The 21784-nt window shown below is 64.4% G+C and carries 15 protein-coding genes; 2 read left to right on the top strand and 13 right to left on the bottom strand.

Annotated features, from left to right (window positions below):
• Nucleotides 1-110 precede the first annotated feature (110 nt).
• Nucleotides 111-1499, bottom strand: coding sequence for a TIGR03013 family XrtA/PEP-CTERM system glycosyltransferase (locus tag DT069_RS08685; protein ID WP_119459909.1), 1389 nt, complete (start codon nucleotides 1497-1499; stop codon nucleotides 111-113).
• A 524-nt stretch (nucleotides 1500-2023) separates the two neighbouring features.
• Nucleotides 2024-2188, bottom strand: coding sequence for a hypothetical protein (locus tag DT069_RS24580; RefSeq protein ID WP_162913070.1), 165 nt, complete (start codon nucleotides 2186-2188; stop codon nucleotides 2024-2026).
• Between the two features lie 214 nt (nucleotides 2189-2402).
• Between DT069_RS24580 and DT069_RS08680 the strand changes: the two genes are divergently transcribed.
• The gene (locus tag DT069_RS08680; RefSeq protein ID WP_162913069.1) at nucleotides 2403-3572 is read left to right on the top strand and encodes a glycosyltransferase family 4 protein; all 1170 of its coding nucleotides are present in this window, start codon (nucleotides 2403-2405) and stop codon (nucleotides 3570-3572) included.
• 18 nt (nucleotides 3573-3590) lie between these two features.
• Here the strand turns inward: DT069_RS08680 and DT069_RS08675 are convergent, their stop codons facing one another.
• Complete coding sequence (locus DT069_RS08675) at nucleotides 3591-4496, bottom strand: S1 family peptidase (protein WP_119459907.1); 906 nt, start codon at nucleotides 4494-4496, stop codon at nucleotides 3591-3593.
• Between the two features lie 170 nt (nucleotides 4497-4666).
• On the opposite strand from DT069_RS08675, the gene DT069_RS08670 reads away from it, so the two are divergent.
• Nucleotides 4667-5734 carry a polysaccharide deacetylase family protein gene (locus DT069_RS08670; protein ID WP_162913068.1) on the top strand — a complete coding sequence of 356 codons (1068 nt, stop codon included), beginning with the start codon at nucleotides 4667-4669 and terminating at the stop codon, nucleotides 5732-5734.
• A 126-nt stretch (nucleotides 5735-5860) separates the two neighbouring features.
• Here the strand turns inward: DT069_RS08670 and prsT are convergent, their stop codons facing one another.
• The 10 genes from prsT to DT069_RS08620 all read right to left on the bottom strand — a co-directional run bounded on the left by prsT (nucleotide 5861) and on the right by DT069_RS08620 (nucleotide 21784).
• The gene (prsT, locus tag DT069_RS08665; protein ID WP_162913067.1) at nucleotides 5861-8716 is read right to left on the bottom strand and encodes an XrtA/PEP-CTERM system TPR-repeat protein PrsT; all 2856 of its coding nucleotides are present in this window, start codon (nucleotides 8714-8716) and stop codon (nucleotides 5861-5863) included.
• A 110-nt stretch (nucleotides 8717-8826) separates the two neighbouring features.
• On the bottom strand, nucleotides 8827-10179 hold the full coding sequence (gene prsR / locus DT069_RS08660) for a PEP-CTERM-box response regulator transcription factor (protein ID WP_425450107.1): 1353 nt from the start codon (nucleotides 10177-10179) through the stop codon (nucleotides 8827-8829).
• Nucleotides 10176-12341: an XrtA/PEP-CTERM system histidine kinase PrsK gene (gene prsK, locus DT069_RS08655; protein WP_119459904.1), complete on the bottom strand. Its 2166-nt coding sequence runs from the start codon at nucleotides 12339-12341 to the stop codon at nucleotides 10176-10178. The genes prsR and prsK overlap by 4 nt, the downstream gene beginning before the upstream one ends.
• A gap of 195 nt (nucleotides 12342-12536) precedes the next feature.
• On the bottom strand, nucleotides 12537-13727 hold the full coding sequence (locus tag DT069_RS08650) for a GNAT family N-acetyltransferase (protein WP_119459903.1): 1191 nt from the start codon (nucleotides 13725-13727) through the stop codon (nucleotides 12537-12539).
• Complete coding sequence (locus tag DT069_RS08645; RefSeq protein ID WP_119459902.1) at nucleotides 13724-15658, bottom strand: XrtA/PEP-CTERM system amidotransferase; 1935 nt, start codon at nucleotides 15656-15658, stop codon at nucleotides 13724-13726. Before DT069_RS08645 ends, DT069_RS08650 begins: the two co-directional genes overlap by 4 nt.
• Before the next feature lie 22 nt (nucleotides 15659-15680).
• Complete coding sequence (gene xrtA / locus DT069_RS08640; protein ID WP_119459901.1) at nucleotides 15681-17249, bottom strand: exosortase A; 1569 nt, start codon at nucleotides 17247-17249, stop codon at nucleotides 15681-15683.
• A gap of 115 nt (nucleotides 17250-17364) precedes the next feature.
• A complete protein-coding gene (locus DT069_RS08635) occupies nucleotides 17365-18687 on the bottom strand; it encodes a TIGR03087 family PEP-CTERM/XrtA system glycosyltransferase (protein ID WP_119459900.1) in 1323 nt (440 codons plus the stop codon).
• Nucleotides 18688-18690: 3 nt separating this feature from the next.
• The gene (locus tag DT069_RS08630; RefSeq protein ID WP_119459899.1) at nucleotides 18691-19725 is read right to left on the bottom strand and encodes a FemAB family XrtA/PEP-CTERM system-associated protein; all 1035 of its coding nucleotides are present in this window, start codon (nucleotides 19723-19725) and stop codon (nucleotides 18691-18693) included.
• The gene (locus DT069_RS08625; RefSeq protein WP_425450106.1) at nucleotides 19726-20679 is read right to left on the bottom strand and encodes an XrtA system polysaccharide deacetylase; all 954 of its coding nucleotides are present in this window, start codon (nucleotides 20677-20679) and stop codon (nucleotides 19726-19728) included.
• Nucleotides 20663-21784: an XrtA/PEP-CTERM system-associated ATPase gene (locus DT069_RS08620; RefSeq protein WP_119459897.1), complete on the bottom strand. Its 1122-nt coding sequence runs from the start codon at nucleotides 21782-21784 to the stop codon at nucleotides 20663-20665. Before DT069_RS08620 ends, DT069_RS08625 begins: the two co-directional genes overlap by 17 nt.

Raw genomic sequence — 21784 nt, 5'->3', positions numbered from 1 at the left:
CGCGACCGCGGATATTCCAGAACGGAAGAACCCGGCGTGGCGAGTTCGCCAACGCCATCTACCGGTCACCAACGATACCGTCGAGAGGAAAGTTCCGCGCCGCGAGTCCGTCAGCGAGCGCCCTGTGGCCATAGAATGACGCGAATCGTCTGGATTAGGATCAGCAGGTCGATGACGAGGCTGTAGTTCTTGACGTAATAAAGATCGAACTTCAGCTTTTCCTGGGCGTCCTTGATCGATGCGCCGTAAGGATAATTGATTTGGGCCCAGCCTGTGATGCCCGGCTTCACGACATGACGATACTGATAAAACGGAATCTCCCGCGTCAGGTCGGCGACGATCGACGGGCGTTCCGGGCGCGGGCCCACAAAGCTCATCTCGCCCCGCAGCACGTTGTAGATCTGGGGAATCTCATCGACCCGCATCTTGCGGATGATTGCGCCGACCCTTGTCACACGTGAGTCGTTGATCGCCGCCCAGCGCGGGATCCCGTCCTTTTCCGCGTCGACCCGCATGCTCCGGAATTTCAACGCGAAGAAGCCCTGGCCATTCAGGCCGACCCGCTCCTGCCGATAGAAGATAGGGCGGCCGTCCTCGATCAGTATGGCGAGGATCGCCAGCGCCGTCACCGGAAGGGTGAACAGCAGCAGGCTGAGGCTGACGATAATGTCGAACAGACGCTTCGCGCCGCGTTCGATCCGTCCTCGCATGCCACCGTCCGAGAAGATCAACCAGCTCGGATAGAGCGCCTCCAGTTCCACTTGGCCGAGCTCGCGCTCGCAAAAGGTCGACAGATTGAGAACCCGTATGCCTTTGAGCCGACAGGCGAGCAGCGTGTCCATCGGCAAATTGCCGCGTCGCTCCTCCAGCGCCAGGACGATTTCCTCGACGCTCAGCCGTTCGCAGAGCGCGGCAAGATCATTGATCTTCTTGAAAACTTTCTTTTCATCCACGCAAACGGCGCAAAGGTCGGTCTGGACAAAGCCGACGCAGGCGAACCGCGCCGGCCTGAATTTCCGCTCGACGTCCTCGACACGCTGGGCCTGCGGTCCGGCCCCCATGACCAGCACGCGGCGCTTGAAAGCGTTTAGGTCGGCGACGCGAAGAAAAATCAGCCGGGCTGCGAAAATGGAGCAGATCGCGATGAAAATGCCTGGAAGAAGAGCGCTGACCCAAATTCGCGTCGGCTGAAAAATATAAAACAATATCGACAGAACGATAAAGCTGAATACAAAACTGACGATAACCCGCAGCGCAGCTTCTTTTATATCGAAGATAAACTGCCGATGATAAAGCCCCATTGTGAAAAGGCATATTACCGACACGAAAACAAAATTAGCCTTCTGTATAAAAGACTCCGGAGATTCCTCTAATACCGTTTGAATTCCTGCATAACTTAAAACAAATCCAATGGATATTGACGCAAAAAGAAGTATTATGTCGACAATACCGAGGACGAAGAAGGCTCCTGGAACATATATGTTAAAAATGCGAATCATGGCTGGAGATGTATGCGGTCTTTCATTCCCGTTTCTCTGCTACGGGGCGATTTACGAGGCCAATAATTTCGCACTGCGGATCATTTCGACGTCTGACCGGCGAGAATATAAGTGAGTGAATTTAAGATTGCATTATCTTTAGGAGAAGTCTGAGAAAACTTTGATAAATGACAGATCTTCGCCACGCCAGGGGATCGGCCAGGGGGCCGATTAATGATCGATCGGCGGGTAACCGGGCAATCATCGACTTGCAGCATGAACACCATCCCGCTGGCGGCCTTGTTGATCGAATTTCTGGCTCAGGAAATAGAAGGATTCGAGGAACAACTAACGCTGATGCTGCAGAGTAGTTCCTCCGAATCCGGCTGTTCGGCCCTTGGGAAACAGGGGCCTCGGCCGAAAAGGGACATGGCGCTCGTGTCGATCGGGTAGGGTCGAGATGTGCCGCGCGACAGACCCGGAGCATGCCGTGCGGCTATGTCATGGCGCCGAGGCTGCATAGACGACCTGCGGCCGGCCGCTTGTCAGAATATAGGCAGTTGTTGCCATACGCTGCCGAGGATGGCCCAGCCGAGAAGGCTGAGGCCGATAATCGTGAGGGTGCATAACTGACGTGACCATTTCCCGCTGCCGCGGCGGTCGACTGGCCGATCGGTTCGTTCGGAGGCAACAGCAAGAATGTCCGCCATTCTATTCTCCAGGATTCACCAATATGGTCCAATAACTGTCACCAATTCATCGCAAATTTTTTAAAGAATGGTTAACCATGGCCGGCCCCACGGCCGGTCTGTGCGATGCGCCTGCATCGCGTTCCGTCCGATGGCCCGCCGGAGGGACGCCGCAGACCATGGACAGGTGATGTTAGGGGTTCTAAGAAAGGGAACATTCTCGCCGGTGCGTTTCATGCCTTCAGATCGCGGATCCATTCCTCACCTCGTCCATGTTTTTCCCAGCTTCTCGGTCGGCGGGCAGCAGATTCGCTTCGTGACGCTGGCGAATGCGCGGGCCGATGCCTATCGCCATACCGTGTTGGCGATGGACCGCAATCTCGCCTGCCGCGACTTGTTGGATCCAGCGGTCGATTGCCGGTCCGTCCCGCTGAACGCACCGAAGACGCGCGGCCTAAGCCTCGATAACCTTCTGCGGTTCCGCCGGATGCTGGCGCGGCTGCACCCGGACCTTCTGGTGACCTACAATTGGGGGACGGTCGAGTGGGGATTGGCGAACCGCTGGCGGCCGCTTTGTCCGCATCTCCATTTCGAGGACGGCTTCGGGCCGGACGAGGCGAACGGGCGGCAGCTCCGCCGGCGAGTCCTGTTCCGGCGTCTGGCGCTGACCGGGCCCACGCGTGTTGTCGTGCCGTCGCAGACATTGCGCCGGATCGCGCTCGATGTCTGGCGGCTGGCTCCGTCCCGGGTCAGCTACATCCCGAACGGGATCGATTGCGACCGTTTCGCGCGGCTGCCAGATTCGGCCGCCGCCGCGCGCCTGGATCTGCAGGCCGACGAATTCGTTATCGGCACGATTGGCGCACTCCGGCCGGAGAAGAATTTCGGCCGGCTGATCCGCGCCGTCGCGGCGCTGTCGTCGAGGCACCGGATCCGGCTCGTCATGGTCGGCGGCGGCCCGGAGCGGCAGGCGTTGGAGGCGGTGGCGCGCGACTGCGCGATCGCCGACCGGGTTCTCTTCGCCGGGCCGATCGACCGGCCGGAGGGCGTCATCGGCCTGTTCGACTTGTTTGCGCTGTCGTCCGACACCGAGCAGATGCCCTACACGGTCCTTGAGGCAATGGCCGCCGGCTTGCCGATCGTCGCCACCGATGTTGGCGACATCAAGTCGATGGTCGCCGCGGAGAACCAGCCGCTGATCGTTCGCCGGGATGACGAGGAGCAGTACGTCCAAGCGCTTGAGGATCTGCTGCTTAATCCCGATCTGCGCCGTCAGATCGGCACGGCGAACCGGCAGCGTGCGCGCTCGACCTTTGATCAGAAGGCGATGATCGCGACCTATGACGAGCTTTTCTCCGGCATGATCGGCGCCGGGCCATCGGCTGCCCTGCGATCGGCGGCGTGAGGCATAAGAGCGCCTAACTCAGCGCCAGCAGTTGACGCGCACCACGAAACCTTGGGATTTCGCGAGAATCTCCTCGTCAGTCAGCGTCGCGGTGGACGGGCTCAGGCGGACGGCGACGCCGCTGGACTCGAGGAACTCGAGGATGACGGCGTTGGAAATTGCCAGGCCGACATTGTCGGCCAGCTCCCCCGTTTTCTGGTACAGTTTGACGGCATCGAGCTTTGCCCGTACGACTCCGACGACGTTCCCGCTCTGATCGACGAGCGGGCTGCCGCTGTGACCCGGCCAAACCGATCCGCCGACGAGGAACATCGGGTCTTGCGCGCTCAGGTCCTGGGGGCGGGCGATTGCGGGGGTTAGGCTTGAAGCGACGGTCGTCTGCCCCTGTTTCGGATAGCCGACGACAGCGAGGCGGTAAGGGCTGGCCGATGCGGGGTCGGAATTGAAGACGGCGACCCCGGAGGTCTCCAGATCGCTCGAGAGGATTGCGAGATCCTTGGCGGCGTCCGCCGTCCGAACGGTGGAGGGGGCATTCGTACCATCCACCGATGTCACGGTCACGATCGGGCAATTCTGAACGACATGGAAATTGGTCAGAATCTCGCCGTCTCCGACCAGCAGCCCGGTGCCGTTTCCGGCCAGCCGGCGGTCGGCGGGCACCGTCTCCGGGCGCAGCTTGCGGGCCGCCGTCTGCGTTCGCCGGCTTCGTGCCGCCTCGATCTTCGCCGCCTTCCGCGCGTCGACGATTTCGCCCTGGCAGAGTGCGGCCGGGGTGCGGATGACGAGCTCGCGAGCGGTATCGTAGCAGGCGACGACCGAATCCGGGGCCGATGGACCGTTTCCGACCGTCGGCGGCAGCGCGCAGCCGGCCGCTAGAAGGGAGGCGAGCAGTCCGAGGGGCAGGAATTGCCTGGACACCGTCATATCTCTTCCCTGGGCCGCCGTTGGGGCGGGTTTGTTGCTCTTGTTCCGAGCCCCATGATAGGGTCTTTACGCAGCCTTCATAGTCGCTGGTTTAAGGCAATTGATGGTTCGGAAGCTTTTTGCAGCTCCATGACGTGTAAGAATGTGTCGAGCGAAGAACGCGCAGTGATGTGATAACAAGTCATTCCGGAGTCCTGTTCAAGGACGACTGGCAGCTCATAGAGCTGTCCAGGGACGCCCGCCCGATGTTGCTGGTCATCGTCGATACCGAAGAGGAATTCGACTGGGCGAAGCCGTTCTCGCGGACCGAGGTGAATGTCCGCTCGATGGCGGCGCAGTACCAGATGCACCGCATCTTCGAGAAGTTCGGCATCAAGCCGACCTACGTCATCGACTACCCGGTCATCAGCCAAGCTGAGGGCGCGGCGCCGCTGCGCGAGCTGTTGGATGCCGACGCCTGCATCATCGGCACGCATCTTCAGCCCTGGGTCAATCCGCCCTTCCAGGAACAGATTTCGGACCGGAACTCCTATCCCGGAAATCTTCCGCCCGATCTGGAGCGGCGCAAGCTCGAGACATTGTCCCGCAAGATCGAGGATGTGCTCGGCCTCGTGCCTCAAATCTACAAGGCCGGCCGATATGGGCTCGGCCCGAGCACCTTCCGGACCCTGGCGGAGGCCGGCTACACGATCGATCTGAGTGCCGTGCCGGGCGTCGACTTCCGCTGGAAGTTCGGGCCTGATTTTCGTCGCGTGCGGCCGGTACCCTATTGGGTCGGCGGCGTGGGGGAGATTCTCGAGATTCCGATGACGCGGGGGTACACCGGTCTTTTCGCGCCGGCCGGGCCGCAGCTCGACCCTTTTCTGTACTCGCGATTCGGTCGCGGGCTGCATCTCGGGGGAATTCTCGCGCAGCTGCATCTCCTCGAGCGGATCACCCTGAGCCCGGAAGGGGAGTCCCATCGGCAGCATGTGCGCCTGCTGCGCGCGCTGCTGCGACAGGGCGTCCGGATCTTTAGCCTGACCTATCACAGCCCGTCGCTCGTCCCGGGCAACACCCCCTATGTGCGATCCGATGCGGACCTCCGGCGCTTTATCGAGTCGGTCGAACAGTTCTGCGCCATCTTCACGGGCGAGTTCGGCGGCGTGCCCAGCGACCCGCTGACGGTTCGGGAGATGCTGTTGAACAGCGCACGGAAACCCGTCAAGCCTCCCATCGCCGGAGCCGCCGGCCTCTAATGTCCTGATCGCGAAGTTCGATCATTCGAATTTCGCGTGAATCGGCACAAATAATGTGCCGAACTTCGGGGCCATCACATGAGAGCACGATCCGATCAGGTTGACCCAACCTGATCGGATCAGGCTCTAACCACGCAGTTCCGTAAGGAGGGACTGCGCCGCGTCACGTTCCGTGAAGGGCTGATCGGTCGCCAGCAGCTTCTCCAGGATCGCCTGCGCCTCATCCTGATCGCCGCTCGCGCGAAGCGCATAGGCCAGATGATACTGGATATCCGCATTGGCCGGCGCCGCGGTGGCGGCCTCGCGAAGCAGCGCCAATCCCTCCTCGGCCGTGTCCTCCGATTGGACCAGCATCCAGCCTAGCGTATCGGCGATCTCGGGGGATTCGGGGGCGAGGTCATGGGCCCGTCGCGCATAGTCCAGCGCGTTCGGCTCGCCCAACTCGTTCTTGAGCCAGGCCAGATTATTCAGCGCCGCAGCGTCGTTCGGATCGGACGTCACCAGCGTCTCGTACTGAGCCGACGCGGTCTCGTAATCACCGGTCTCGATCAGCGCCGAGGCCAGCGCCAGCCGTGCCGGCCGATCGTCCGGGTGCGCCTCCACCCACGCGGTCAGACCCTTGATTCCCTCCTCGACCTGTCCGACCGACCGCTGAGCGAGAAACAGATCGAGCGCAAGCGGCGACACCGGGTTCTCCTGGAACGCGTCGGAAAGCACCGCAACGGCCTTATCGGCGCGACCCGTCCGTCGCAGCACGTCGGCCTGAAGCTGCGCGGACGCGACCGCATCCTGCGCCGCCAGGTCGGTCGCGATCCGCAACGCTTCCTCGGCCTGATCGTCCGAAAGGGCGAAATTGATGAGACCGGCGGCGGCCGGAACGTTCTCCGGATTCCGCTCGCGCAGATCGACGAGCATCGCGCGGGCCTCGTCTTTCCTCTCGGCCGCGAACAGCGCGTCGGCGAGCAGAAGCTGAGCGGCGGGGGAGTCCGGCTGCACCACCCTCAGCCTCTCGAACATGCCGACAGCCTCAGCCGGCATCTCTGCCTGGAGCAGCGTGCGCCCGGCGAAGGTCAGCACGGCCGGGTTCTCGGGCGCGATGTCGGCCATCTCCTTGGCGATCGGCACGGCCCGCTCGGGCGTGCCTTCGGTGAGGTAGGAGACGACAAGGGCTTCGCGAACGGCGATGCTTTCCGGCATTGACCCGCGGGCGGAGTCCAGAAGCGCCTGAGCCTCGTCCGGACGTTCCTGGCTCGTCAGGAACTGGGCCAGACGCAGGAGCATCTGCTCGTCCGTCGGGTCCCGCTCCAGGCGGTCGCGCATCCTGCCCTCCACCGCCTCCGGATTGCCGGCGCGCAGGTCGAGGCGGTCGAGATTGTTGAGCGCGGATATGAAGTCCGGATTGAGCTCCAGCGCCTTCTCGAAGCTCTCCCGGGCCGACTCCTCGTCGCCACGGGCGAGATGGATTCCGCCTTCGATATTGAGGACGACGGGATTGTCCGGATGGGTTGACTTCAGGGACTCGACTTCGTCAAGCGCGGCCTCGAAGTCGCGGGTCTTGAGATAATCCAACACCAGGACGATGCCCCGCGACAGCTCGTCGGCCGGCATCAACGTTCCGGCAGGGGCCGGCTCGGCGCCTGGCTCGCCACTCGGCTGGGCTGCCGCTTGCTCCTCGGCGTCGGCTACCGGCGCGCCGCTGATGCCGAGCGACGTGCCGAGCAAGGCGAGCGACGTGCGGGCCTGCTGGGCGAAGGCCGGATTGTCCGATCGCGCAACCTTCTCGAAGGCCTCCGCCGCTTGGTCGTAATTCTCGGTCCGCATATAGCCGCTGGCCAAGAGCTGCATTGCCGCCAGATCGTCGGGATTCGCGGCGACCACCGATTCGAGAATCCGGACCGTGGCATGGGGATTCCCCAGCCGCAAATTGACGAGCGCCAGCACGCGCTTGGCGGCGACATTCTGCGGTTGCGCGGCGACATAGCGCGACAGGAACTGCTCCGCCTGGGCATATTGCTCGGTGCCGAACTTGATCAGGCCACCCAGCAGCAGCGCCGGCGTGAAGTTGCGCAATTCATCCTGAATCGTGAAGAAGACCCGGTCGGCCTCCTCGTAATCGCCGCGCGCGAAATAGATGCCGGCCTGCAGATACTTCGCGAAGGTCTGGTTGGGCTGGCGCTCGAGGATGGCCTTGACCTGCTCTTCGCCTTCGTCGACCTTTCCCGTCTGCAGCAGCGCCTGCGCGCGCGCCAGCATGGCGCCGGTATTGCCCGGCCGGATTCGATCGGCCTTGTCGAGCGCTTCGAAGGCGGCGTCGTACTGCTGGTGGCGAAGGGCGATCTCCGCCTTGAGAAGCCAGCCTTCGAAAAATTCCGGATCGGTTTCGAGCGCCGTCGACAGGTAGTCGCTCGCGGCGTCCAGATCGCCGACGGCCCCCTTCAGGCGGGCGAGCGCGAAGTTCGCGCCGACGGAGGCCGGAGCGCTCGACAGGATCTCGCGATAGATCGCTTCAGCTTCTTCCACCTCGTCGAGACCGAAATGCGCGTTTCCGAGGATCAGCAGCTTTTCCTGGCGCTGCTCCGGCGTCGAAGCCTCACGCGACACCGTCGAAAGGACTTCCTCGTATTTCTGCTGCATCAGCAGCGCGTTGCCGAGCAGGATTTCGGTCTCGTCGCTCGGTTGCGCCTCCAGGGCCCGCCCCAGTTCCTTCTCCGCGGACGGGCCGTCCCCTGCGCTGAGATAGAGCCGGCCGAGCAGCTGGCGGGCCTCGACGTTGCCCGGATCCTGTTGCAGGGCGTTGCGCAGCTGAATGATCGCGGCCGCGGCATCGCCGTCCTCGAGCTGTTGCAGCGCATCCTGGTAGTAGGACGCCGACCGCTCCTGGTCGACCGTCACCGCCGATGCGTCGAACGGGGCCGTCAGGGCAAGGAGCGCCGTCAGGGCCGAACCGATCAGAAGGGGGCGGAAGAGTCGTCGTTCGCGCATGATGCTCCTTCTGTCCACAGACTGTGAGTTTGCGGGACGCGGTGTCACGCCCCCATGATAAAGGCTTTCTGCCGGCACGCGAAGATGCTTCCGCGGGCGGCAGTCCGTCGTCAGGGCGGCCATTTAATGTTAAGCTGCTTCAGTAGGCTGTAGATCGTCGGCCGGCTCACCCCTAGCATCTTGGCGGCGACCGAGAGGTTGCCTTCGGCGCTGTTCAACGCATCGAGCAGGATGGAGCGCTCCGCCTTCTCGCGCGCCTCGCGAAGAGTGGGCATCGTGTTCGCCGCTTCCGTCGACCGGAGATCAAGGTCGGCAGCGCCGATGATGCTGGTCTCGGCGAGGATGACCGCCCGTTTGACGCGGTTCTCCAACTCGCGCACATTGCCCGGCCAGTGATATTCGCGAAGTGCGGCCAGCGCCTCGGCTGAGAGCTTCAGCTTCCGCTTGCTGTCGTTGCGGCCGTACTTCTCGATGAAATGGCAGGCCAGCACCACGCTGTCGTCGCCGCGGGCACGCAGGGGCGGGATATCGATCGAAATCTCGCTGATGCGGTAGAACAGGTCCTCGCGAAACTGCCCCCCGGCGATCCGTTCGTGGAGGTTGCGGTTGGTGGCGCAGACGATTCGAACGTCGACCGGGATCTGGTCCCGTCCGCCGATGCGCTCGATCACCCGCTCCTGCAGGAAACGCAGCAGCTTGACCTGCAGAGACATCGGCATATCGCCGATCTCGTCGAGGAACAGCGTGCCCCGCTGCGCAAGCTCGATCTTGCCCTTGACCTGCCGGATGGCCCCCGTGAAGGCGCCCTTCTCGTGGCCGAACAATTCGCTTTCCAGGAGGGCCTCCGGGATGGCGCCGCAATTGATCGCGATGAACGGGGCGTTCTTGCGATCGCTCAGATTATGCAGCGCGTGGGCGAGGAGTTCCTTCCCGGTCCCGCTTTCCCCGAGCAGCAGTACGCTCGCATCCGTCGGCGCCACCTTTTCGATGCTCCGGCAGACACGCTGCATCGGCTCGCTGGCCGTCGTAATTCCAAAGAAGGCCTCGTCGCCGGTCCCCTTCAAACGACGGTTCTCGGCCTCGAGCTCCCACAGCTTGAAGGCGCGATCGACGATCAGCGAGAGAATCTCGGCGTCGATCGGCTTCTGGTAGAAATCGTAGGCGCCGAGGCCGATCGCCTTGACGGCGTTGGTGCGGTCCTCGTTGCCGGTGACGACGATCACCTTCGTGTCGGGCGCCGTCGACAGGATCTGCTCGAGCGTCGCCAACCCTTCGATCGCGTCGTCCGGCATCGGCGGAAGCCCGAGATCGAGGGTTACGACGGGCGGCTGGGTTTCGGCAACCTGCCGAAGCGCCTCGGCCCTGTTGGACGCCGTATGGACCTGATAATTCTCGAACGACCAGCGCAGCATGCGCAGAATCGCCGGATCGTCGTCGACTAGCAGAAGGTTGTGCGTGTTCACTGCTCCGTCCTGCCCAATGCTTTCTCCCGCGGGGCCTTCTCCCGCTGGGTCCTCTCCCGTTGGGTGTCCGTCTCGACTGATACCGATATGGGGTGAGCGGCCGCCAGCGGCAGGATAAGCCGGATCGTCGTGCCGACACCCACCTGACTCTCGATCTCGACTCGGCCGCCCCAGCTTTCGGCCAGTTCGCGCGTCTGGTACATGCCGATACCAAATCCGCTGCTCTTGGTCGAGGTGAAGGGGGTGAAAAGGTTCTGCTCGATGAAAGCCTGGGTCATGCCGGGCCCGTTATCGCGGATCTCGATCACCGCGTCCCCCCGCCGGGCGCGGCAGTCGATTTCGACGCGCCCGCCGGTTCCTACGGCCTCGATCGCGTTTTGGATCAGATTGTCCAGCACGCCGGACAGCGCCATCCGATCGGCCGTGACCCGAGCGCCGTCCTCGATCGTGCCGCCCCATGCCACGTCGCGAAGGACCTTCTTGCGCTCCAACAGCTCGCTCAGCAGGGCGCCGATCTCCACCGTTTCCCCGGTCGGCTCGCTGTCGGCGCCTTCGCGCAGCCGGGTCAGCATCGTCTGCATCTTTGCCACCGAGCCGCGAACCGTCTCCAACACGTCCTGCTGGAACTCCGGGTTATTGCCGTGGCGCTCGGCGTGGTGGAGGACCAGTGACAATTGGCTCACCAGGTTCTTCAGGTCGTGCGCGACGAAGCTGAACCTCTTGCTCAGCCGCTCGAAGCGTTGCGCCTCGATCAGCGCCCGGATGGCTTGCTCCTCGGCGATATAGCTGCCGATCTGGACGGCGAGGATGTCGAGAAGATCCTCGTCCTCCCAATTGAGCTTCCGCGGCGCGCGGGGCTGGCCCAGCACGATTGCGCCGACGATCTGGCCGCGCGCCCGCAAGGGGATCAGCAGCCAGGGGTCCTCGAGTGCGCGCACCCAGGCCATCACCGCGTCGGCCTTCGCGTCGTCGCTCTCAACGGCGACGCCGCCGCGGAGATCGAGCACCGCGTCACGGCGCTCCATCTGCTCGGCGAGTGCCGTCGGCAAGGCGACGCAGGACGCTGCGCTGCCCCAGTCGCGACGGCCCGCCAGCGCATAGATGTCACCGCGGCCGCGCAAGTACAAGGCGCCGGCGCTGCACTCGAAGACGTCGGCGACAGCCTGGATCGCGCGGTTGTAGAGCGTTCCGCCGTCGTCCGACGATGACGTGATGCGGATGTCGTCCGACGACATGGTGCGGATGAAGCGTAGCCATTCCTGACGATAATCGTAGGCGAAGGTGAAGAAATTCTGCGCGATGAACATCTTCACGCGGGCGCGGAGCTCCCCGGACAGGAGCAGCACGACCAGAACCATGGCGGCGCCGGAGAAGAACAGGATCTGAAGAACGGGCCCCCAGGTCAGGTTCATTTCGCGCATCAGGAAGCCGATCCCCGCGACGGCTAGAAGGTAAAGGCCGCTGCCGATCAGGGCCGTGGTCTGCAGCACGGCGGTCCGCGACACCGCGACATTAAACGCCAGATTGCGGATGCGCACCGCCGCGACGAGGATGAACGGAACGATCGCCGTATTCACCAGGGGACGGGCATCGACGATGACCGGATCGGCCTTCTTGAAGAGCAGGGCCTGCGAATAGAGGAACAGGTCGAAGGCGAACAGCGCGCCGACGCCGATCAGCAGGTGCTTGAAGGCCCAGCGCGCGCCTTCCCGGGTCTGCATGAAAAGATTCTCGACCAGCAGCAGCCCCAGCACGGCGAGACCAAGCCGCGTGAACAGGCCGACATCGACGGGTGGACTCCAGCCACTCGCCACGGCCCCGGCGGTCACATCGATCAGCTCGACGCAGATCAGCGCGAGGCCGACCGCCGCCAGCGGATCGCGCCAGATATGGGCGGCGGCATCGCCTCGGGCGAGGAGACCGCGAATCAGCAGAAGGAAGACGATCCAGGCGCCGGTCCGCGCCAGTTCGCTCAGCGGACCGAGGGCTGTGGGAAGAGGGTAGACTCCGCCGATGGCCACGATGCCGGCCCACAGCGCCGTCAGGGCCGTGGTGGCGATCAGGGCGAGCCCGATGCCCCGGCGGCGCCATCCGGTCAAGAGAAAGACCGTTAGGAGAAGATAGGCGCCGGCCGCTATGCCGTGGGTGATAATGCTTGTCATCCCACTGTCCAACAGCCGCGAATCCCGATCATGTCAAATCACCGGAGCAACATATAATGGCCTGAAATCATGGAAACTACTTGCTTGAATTTCAGGAATGTCGATGAGCCGTTGAGCCAATCTGAATTGCCCCCGCCAACGACCAATTAGTACCAGTCCTGTCCGCCCGGGGCCACATACTTCAGGCCACATCCTTCACCGGCGGAGCAGGCGGCGGGCGAGGCGGCGCACCGCCTTCGGCCCGAGATTGCGCACCGCATAGGCGAGGCCCGCCAGCGTTGCCGGCTCATAGGCGATCACGCCCCAGCGCTGTCGCCGTTCGGGCAGCCAAAGCCGCTTGTAAGGGTCGTCGCCGCGGCCGAAATCGATTTCCCGGAGGCTGGTTCCCCGTCCGTTCTCGAACGCGTGACGCATCATGTGCCGGGTGAGGATCGAGCCGACGGAGAACTGCTTCGCCGACTCGGTGTGGGCCAGCTTGAAGATCGTCGCCCGATGCTGTTGCCGGTGGCGGTGGCGGATCCAAAGCTGCGCCGCCACCGGGCGATCCTCGAGCCGCAGCAGGCCGACCGTGGCGACCGCGGTCGCGAAGCCGGTCCGGATCAGGCCGGGAATGAAGGTGCCATAGGGCTCCGGCGTCTTCCAGCTTTGGGCATAGACCTCCTCATAGGCGGCGATGGCGCGTTCGGCGTCGTTCGGCGCGTCCACGATCTCCATCGTCATCTGATGTTCGCGGCGCAGCTTTCGCTCCTTCCGTTCCACGGTGTTGCGCAGGCGCGCGTCTCGGCCCGCCCAGTAGGCGTCGAAGTCCGGGGCGTGGACCGTCAGGTACCAGTTGCCGAACTGGGGATAGGTTTCGACCAAATACCCGGCGTCCCGCAGCCCCGCGACGAGGGCATCGAACGACGGCGACGGAGCATCCAGGGCATCGAACGCGATCCGGTCTGGCCGGTTCTTGCCGCGACGCAGCTCCCGAGCCCAGTTCGCGATGCGCCCTGCGCCGTCGGTCGAGCCATCTGCCGCGCTATCGAGCCCGGTGATCGAGAAGCCGCAGCTATAGTAATTCGTCAGGCTGGCAAGGGTCCGCGCCGGAAGGGGGCCGAAGCGGTCGGCTCGCTCGCGCAGGAAAAGCACGATCGGCTGGTCGGTTCCGCTGGAAAGCTCATAGAGGCGGAGCCGCTCGCCAGGATCGAGGCAAGTCGCGGCGAAATTCGCGTACCAGGGCAGCGAGCTGTAATAGCTGTCCGCCTCCTCGATCGCCGCCGCGGATTGTCCTTCGCGCGAGAGCGCTTCGATCCTGCTGTGCGCGACAGCAGGTGCGGTGATCACGGGCCCCACAGGAAGTGCGCCGCGCTGCGGGATGCCGGACCGCCGGTCCGGCATGGTCATTCCGCGGCTTCCGTGGCCGGGCGATCTCCCGCGGCGGGCTGATCCAGCCACGGGCGCCGCAGAAAGGCATCGAACATGATGAGGGACCAAAGGGCGCGGCTGTGGTCGGACCGGCCGCTCCGATGCTCCGTGGCCAGGCGGCGCAGGAAGGCGCCGTCGAACAGGCCGCTGTCGGTCAGCGTCGAGTCGGTGACGAGATCTTCGACATGACCGGCGAGGTCGGTTCGAAGCCAGGACTTCAGAGGGAGAGAGAATCCCTGTTTCGGGCGGTAGAGCAGGTCATGCGGCAGCAGCGGCTCGACCGCCTTCTTCAGGATATATTTCCCTTCCATGCCACGGATCTTCATCTCGGGCCGCAGCCGCGCCGCCCACTCGACCAGGGGGTGATCGAGCAGCGGCGTGCGCACTTCCAGCGAGTTGGCCATGCTCGCCCGGTCGACTTTCGTCAGCATGCCGCCGGGCAGCCAGGTCTTGAGGTCGATATATTGCGCGCGGGACACGGGGTCGCGGGTCTCCACGCGCGCGCCATGCTCGCGCAGAACCTCGATGGCGCTGTAGCCGTCGAGCTGGCGGCGGAAGTCGCCGCTGTAGAGCCGTTGCCGGAGCGGCGTCGGAAGCAGAGTGACCGCCCGGAAATAGCCGCCGATCGCGTCCTGCGACAGCGCCTCGAAGGTAGCCTTGCCGCGTAGGAACCGGGGCGCCCAGTCCAGCTTCGGATAGCCGGCGGCGAGGGCGCCGAACAGCGGTCGGCGCAGGCCCGCCGGCAGCAGCCGCTTGGCCTGCTCCTCGCGCCGGTGAAAGGCATAGCGACGGTAGCCGGCGAACACCTCGTCGCCGCCGTCGCCGGAGAGCGCGACCGTGACCTTCTCGCGGGCCAGCGCGCTCAGTAGGAATGTCGGCAGGGCCGAGCTGTCGGCGAACGGCTCGCAATAGGCGACCGCCAGCCGGTCTATGAGGCTATAGGCGTCGACATCGACCCGCCGGGTGAAATGGTCGGTTCCATAGCGCTCCGCGATCATCGCCGCATAACGCGATTCGTCGTGGCGCGGATCGGTGAATCCGATCGAGCAGGTCTGGATTGGCTGCGCCGACGCCTTTGCCATGAACGCGACGATGGCGCTCGAATCGACGCCGCCGGACAGGAACGCGCCGAGCGGCACGTCGGAGACGAGCCGCATCTGGACGCTGTCGCGCAGGCGATCCGCCAACTCCTCGGCGAGTTCCGCCTCCGGCCGGGACTCGGCTTCGGAAAACTGGACGTCCCAGTAGGGTTTCGGCCTCTTGGCGCCTTCGCCGCGGGTGAGGAGGAGGGAATGCGCCGGCGGCAACTTGAACACGCCCTGGAAGATGGTCTTCGGATCGGGGACATAGCCGAAGGCGAAATAGTCCTCGACCGCCTGCGGATCGACCGATGGAACTTCCGGCAGGCCGGCGACGACGGCCTGAAGCTCGGAGGCGAAGACGAGCCGGCCGTTGCTCATCGAATAATAAAGCGGCTTCTTGCCCAAACGATCGCGGGCCAGGAAGAGCGTCTGCCGGTCGCTGTCCCACAGGGCGAAGGCATAGAGGCCGCGGAACCGTTCGAGGCAGGCCTCACCCCATTCTTCCCAGGCATGGACCACCACCTCAGTGTCGCACCGCGTGCGGAACCGGTGGCCGCGCCGCGTCAACTCCTCGGCCAACTCCGCGAAATTGTAGATCTCGCCATTATAGACGATGACGACGCTGCCGGTTTCGTTGAACAGCGGTTGCCGGCCGCCGCCGACATCGATGATCGCGAGCCTCCGGTGGCCGAGGCCGACGCCCGGCGCCTCGAAGAAGCCGTCGCCGTCGGGGCCGCGATGCGCCAGCAGCCCGTTCATCCGCGACAGGCGCTCGCGATCAATCGGGCGCCTGCCCTCCAGGTCGACGATGCCGCTGATGCCGCACATACCGCTCTTCTACCTCTCGCCGCTATTTCTCGGTCGCACCCAGACTCTCCAGATAGGGAGCAAGCGGTGCCATGCCCGAGAGGAAGCTTTCGATTGCCGCCTTCGCGTCTTGCGGATTCTGGTGGAAGTCCGCGGCGACCGCAATCACCGCGGCCGACGGGTCAGAGCCCAGGAGGCGCGCGCGCACCTGAAGGAGCTTGGCCGTGATCGGATCCGCGGTAAACTCGCCACCGACCCAATACCAGGAGAGCACCAGCCGCTGCGTGCTTCCGGAAACGATCCGGTCACGGTTGACCTCGTCCGGAAGGGAGGGATGTTGCAGGCGGGCCGATCCGGTCTCGGCGCGCCGCCAGACCTCGCCGTCGTGGAAGCTGTTGGCATAGTACACGGCCTCGGCGCCTTGGCGCTGATAGATGTAATAGGCAACGAAGAAGTCGATGGTCGCGTCGTCCGAACGGTAGCTTTCGAGCACGAGGCGGTCGGCGCCGTCGAACTGAGGCAGCCAGACCGGGGCTTGAGTTTCCAGCCGCGTCCAGCTTGGGTTGATCGCCAGCGGCGTGCCGCCGGCGATTGTCGTGGTTGCCGGCGGCCGCATCATCGTCAAGGCATAGACCGGCGCCGCCAGCGTGACCAGCAGGGCGACGATGGCCGTGCCGGTTCGCCAGTGGCGGGTCTGCCGCCCCGCTGCGCGGGTCCGGCCCGACGACGAAGCGACGAACTGGCCGACCGGCCGGTCGGCGAAGAGATTGCCGATCAGCAGAAGCACGAGCATGACCGCGGCGAAGAAGCCCCAGCCATAGATGATGTGGTCGACGCCGGCCGCCACGCTGTTGTCGGTGAGATGAGCGACGATGATGATTCCGAAGGCGCGAAGGCCGTTGGCGATGATCGGTACGACGAATCCGAGCGCGAGGAAGACGACCCACTTCCACCATTTGGTGTAGGCCAGATAGGCGAACAGCGTCACCACCACGATGTTGGCGATGAGGAAGCGCACGCCGGCGCAGGCCTCGGCCACCTCGAAGAGTCCGTTCGGGATCTGGATGAAGATGCCGTCCTGAAAGACCGGAATCCCGACAATCCGGAGCAGGCCAACCGAGAATGCCGCCGTGAATTGCTGCAGCGGCGGAATCAGGGCGTTGCCGATCGGCACCATGAAGAACAGGAAGAGGAGCGGAAAAGCCAGCTTCAACGAGATCCATCGGCCGAAGGCGAAGAGGAACAGCGAGACGATCATGCCGATCAGGCCGAAATACTGGACCAGCATGACGTCGGCCGCCCGGCCGACCAGCCATACGAGGCCGGCTCCGAGCACGAGCAGGAGCGCCAACGGTTCTTGCTCCGGAATCATCGTCCTCAGTTCCGCGCGGCGGAGCCAGATCAGGAACAGGCTGATGGGAAGGATCAGGAAGCCGTGATTGTAGGTCGTCGTGTTCCACCAGGTCGTCGCCATGGCGAGGACGACGTCGGTGAGAAGGGCGAGCAGCAGCGCGACCAGAACGCCGAACCAGCCGATGGCGCGCGTCCAGGCCTGGATACGCATCCGCTCGGGCAGGCGGGATTCCGCTTGCGAGTCCGCGTGGTCGATCATGCCGCACTCATGAGAAGCGCCATGCCCCCTCTTCGTTATCCTAGAGTGCGATGCGATCAGGTTGATCCAACCTGTTCGGTCAATCGCCCTCTAATTCAAATAATTAGAGACTGATTCACCGATCACGTCGAACCGATGTGATCGGATCAGGCTCTAGCCGGCCCGTTCCGAGCCGCAGGTCCGCCGTCCCTCCGGGAGCTGCTGCCGGCGCCGGGCGGGAGGGTGTGTCGGCGCGACTATAGCGCAAAACCCCGTCCAACGTCGCTAGCGCGCGATCCCAGCCGTAGTTTTCCTCGACTCGCCGACGCGCCTGCTCGCCGATCCGGCGGCGTCGGGCCGGATCGGCGAGCAACTCGCCGGCCGCCCGGGCGAAGGCCGGCGCTTCTCCGGCGACCACCAGGTCGGCCTGCGGATCGGCATCGATCCCCTCGAAGGCCTGCGGGGTCGCTACCACCGGGACGGCCATCGCCATCGCTTCGAGGACCTTGTTCTGAATGCCGCGCGCGATGCGCAGCGGCGCCACGGCGACGGCGGCGTGGGTGACATAGGGCCGAACATCCTCGACCCGTCCCGTCACGGTGATCGACGGATCGCCGGCAAGCCGCTGAACCTCCGGCGCGGGCCGCGCGCCCACGATGAAGAAGCGCGCCGTCGCGTCCATCTCCCGGATCAGCGGGAACGCCTCGCGGGCGAACCAGCAGACCGCATCGACATTGGCCCGATAGTCCATGGCGCCCGTGAAGACCAGAACCGGACCGCCGGCCGGGTAAGGGGAGGGCAGATCGCGGTGCGGGGCGAAGAAGGCGAGGTCGACGCCATTGCCCAGCGCATGGACGCGCTCGGACGGGACGCCGGGCCGCCGCCGGAACAGCGCGGCCTCCGCCTCGGAGACGAAGAAGCTGGCATCGGCATCGGCGGCGATCCGTCGCTCGGCATCGGCCAACAATCGCCCTTCGCGCCCGTAAATGAAGCGCATCGGCCAAGCCTGCGATTCCGCATACTGCGCCCATTTCTCCGAATCGACATCGATGAAGTCGACGATACGCCTTGCCGCCGAGCGGCCGCGGCGCTCGAGATAGGGTGCCATCGACGAGGAGAACACGAATTCCACGGCGATATCGTGGCTGCGATGTAGCGCCTCTACCCAGCCGGCGAGCCCGGCGTCCCAGAAATAGGGGAAGGTCAGCGGCGCGCCGGTCGCAAGGCCGCGCAGGCTTCGCAGGCGGGCCCAGCGCGGATCGAGCCGGGCGAACCGGCAGCTCGCGCAGATCTCTTCGAGGAATCCGACATGCCGCCAATCGTCCTCGTCGTCGACGAAGCAGCCGAGATGAACGGCGAACGAGTCCGCGAGATGGCGGAGCAGATGCCACGAGCGGATCTTGTCGCCCTTGTTCGGCGGATAGGGAATGCGGTGCGCGAGAAACAGGAGGTTTCGCATTGCTCACCCGAGCTGTCGCGCGATATGCGGGCCGACGAGATTCGCGACCGGCAGCGGCAGCCGCTGCCACGCCGATACGAAGAGGCGGTATTTCGGGTTGAGCGGGTTGACGTTCGGGATGTCCCCGCTCCGGATCAGGCGGTACTGGTAGTGCAGCGGCTCCGGCTTGAAGCCCCAGAACACCTTGTAGTCGAACGATCCGGTACCGAACTTGCTGCGGCCGAAATCGAAGACCGACGCGCCCCGCGCGACGGCCCGGCGCATCAGGCTCCAGTACATGAAGTCATAGGCGTGCAGCCGGCGCGCGGCCGGTCGCGCGCTGGAGTAATAGGGTGTGACCTCGTTCTTGAAGAACAGGCTGGTCGCCGCGGCGACGGGTCCGTCCGGGCCGTGCACCACGGCTACCTCGGTCGCATCCCCGAACTCTCGCTTCAGATTGACGAAGAACCGCTTCGGGAAGACCGGCGTGCCGAGATTGCGTAGGCTCTCCGCATAGATGCGGTAAAAGCTGTCGATCGGGGCGTCGACCTCGACGGACAGCCCGTTCTTGAGGCTCTTTCTGAGGTCGTAACGCCGCTTGGAGGGCACCGCTTTGAGGCCGGCGGCTTCATCCTCGAGGATCTCCCGGCGAAAGGTGGCGTAGACGTCGGCCTTGACTGGCCAGTCGAGCGCCGAGACCGGTGCGTGGTGCCGAAGCTCGACATAATCGACGCCTAGCGTCTGGCCCAGATCGGCCGCATCGGTCGCGAGCGCCACGGACGCGGCTTCGTCCAGCGCGGCAATGCCGCCATAGGTCCCGAACCCCGTCGAGATCAGCGCATTGCCGAACAACGGCGTCTTGACATGGACCAGCGGCAGAATGCCGACGATAGCGCCGTCACGCCGGGCAAAGCGGAAATAGCTCCGGTAGCCGTAGCTCTGCGCCACGACGCGACGCCAGCCGGCGCGATGGAAGAAGGTCGTTCCGGGACAGGCTTGCACGAATGCCTCCCAGAGCGTCTCCTCCGCGTCGCTCAGCTCATGAATGGTGACCGACATTCAGCTGACGGCGCCGATCCTGCCGTCGCCCCTGCCGTCGCCGAGGAAGACCTCATCGATTCGGGACCAGGAGAAATCCGTCAGCGCCCGGCGCAACTTGGCTTCCATGATCTTGAGATTTGTGTAATGGCGCAGTTGCGACCGGCGCGAGGCGCCGGCGATGCGCGGCTGCTCGGGGTCGATCTCCCAGGGGTGGAAATAGAAGACCGCGGCGCGTCCATCGGACCCGTTGACCTGACGCAGGCCCCAGCGCCAGCACTGGTAGGGGAACAGGCGGAAATAGCCACCCCCGCCGCAAGGAAGGCGTCGCCCGAGCACCTCTACGGTCGTGATCGGAATCTCGGTGAAGGCCGAGCCGTTGGGGCGGAAGGAAAAGCGATCGGCGTCGGGGACGCCGTAATGGTCGTGCTGGATCGGATTGACGCTCGAGCTGTAGGTGTGGCCGGCCTCCGCCAGCACCTCGAAGGCCCACCAAGTATCGCGATTGATCGAGAAGCTGGCGGCGCGATAGCCGTTCACGGCGACACCGCCGGTGTCCTCGAGGATCTTCTTCGTCGTCGACACGTCGTCGCGGAACTGGGCCGGGGTCTGCTCGAACACCCGATAATGCGAATAGCCGTGGCTCGCCAGCTCGTGACCCTGCTCGACGATTTCCCGGACGAGGTGCGGATGGCGCTCGGCGAGGCAGCCGAGCATGAAGAAGGTGGCGCGTACGTTCGTTTCAGCGAAAAGGTCGAGAATGCGCCGCGTGTTCTGCTCGACGCGCGACGGATAGCTCGGCCAATCCGCCCGCCCGATCGTGCCGGCGAACGCCGAGACCTGGTAATAATCCTCGACGTCGACCGACATCGCGTTGACAAGTCGGGCATTCGCGGGCCGGGCACTGACGGACCGGCCCCCCGCGGCAGGGCGGTCCACCACCGGTGCAGCATACTGCTCAGTCGATCTGATCATCGTCGTCCGGGGGTTGGCCGGGCCGGCGGCCCGGCAGGAACGGCATGGAAAGAAAACTGACGGCGGTCTCCAGGACCTCTCGCATGACTTGCTCGTGGCGGGACACGATATGCTCCAGCCGATCGAGGCGCGCGTTCAGCTCGGGCGGAATCTCGCCACCGGATATCGCGCCGCTCCCGATCTCGCCGGCATGGCCGTTCGTGCGGGTGAAGGGGCGGCTCGGCCGAATCGGCTCGGCAACCGGCTCCGCGATCGGTTCGCTCGTTTTCTGCGGGCGTCGGACCACACCCTCCGCGACTTCCTTGCGCAGATCGTCGATCACCTCCTCGACCGCATGCTCGTCGAGCAGATGCGTCTCCTCCAGCGCGCCGAACAGCAGGAGGCGGTTGCACAGCGTGTTGATCCGGCGTGGGATGCCCTCGGTCTCGGTGAAGATCCGCTCGAACGCGCCGTCGGTGATCGCCGGGTCGTCCTGCCAGCCCACCATCGTCAGGCGATGCCTGATGTATTCGCGTGTCTCCTCGGTCGTCATCGGCTCCAGGTGGTAGGAGGCGATCACCCGCTGACGCAACTGTTCGAGGTTCGGATTTGCCAGCAGCGCATTGAACTGCGGCTGGCCGAGGAGGAAGCTTTGAAACAGCGACTGACCGCCGACGCTGAAGTTGGAGAGCATGCGCAGCTCCTCGATCGTCCGCATCGGCAGGTTCTGCGCCTCGTCGACCACCAGCAGCACGCGCCGGTTGAGCTTGTGCTGCTGCACCAGAAAGGACTCGAGAGCGCGCAGCAGCGCCGCCTTGTCGGGGGTCGAAGCCGGAATCTCGAAGGCCGACAGGATCATCCGCACCGCATCGTCTGCCTCGATCTGGGTGGTGACGATCTGTGCGGCGATCACCTCGGTCGAATCGAGTTCCGAAAACAGCTGGCTCGCCAGCGTCGATTTCCCGGTTCCGACAGCGCCCGTGATGACGATGAAGCCTTCGCCCTGGTGAAGCCCGAACTTCAGGTAGGACATCGCCTTCCTGTGGCTGTGGCTTCGATAGAAGAAGCGGTGGTCCGGGCTCAGCTTGAACGGCGGTCCGGACAGGCGGTAAAACTCTTCATACAT

The sequence above is a fragment of the Virgifigura deserti genome (assembly GCA_003576685.1).
Taxonomy (GTDB): domain Bacteria; phylum Pseudomonadota; class Alphaproteobacteria; order Dongiales; family Dongiaceae; genus Virgifigura; species Virgifigura deserti.
The sequence above is the reverse complement of the archived record's forward strand: the minus strand, read 5'-3'. Positions and strand labels throughout refer to the sequence as shown.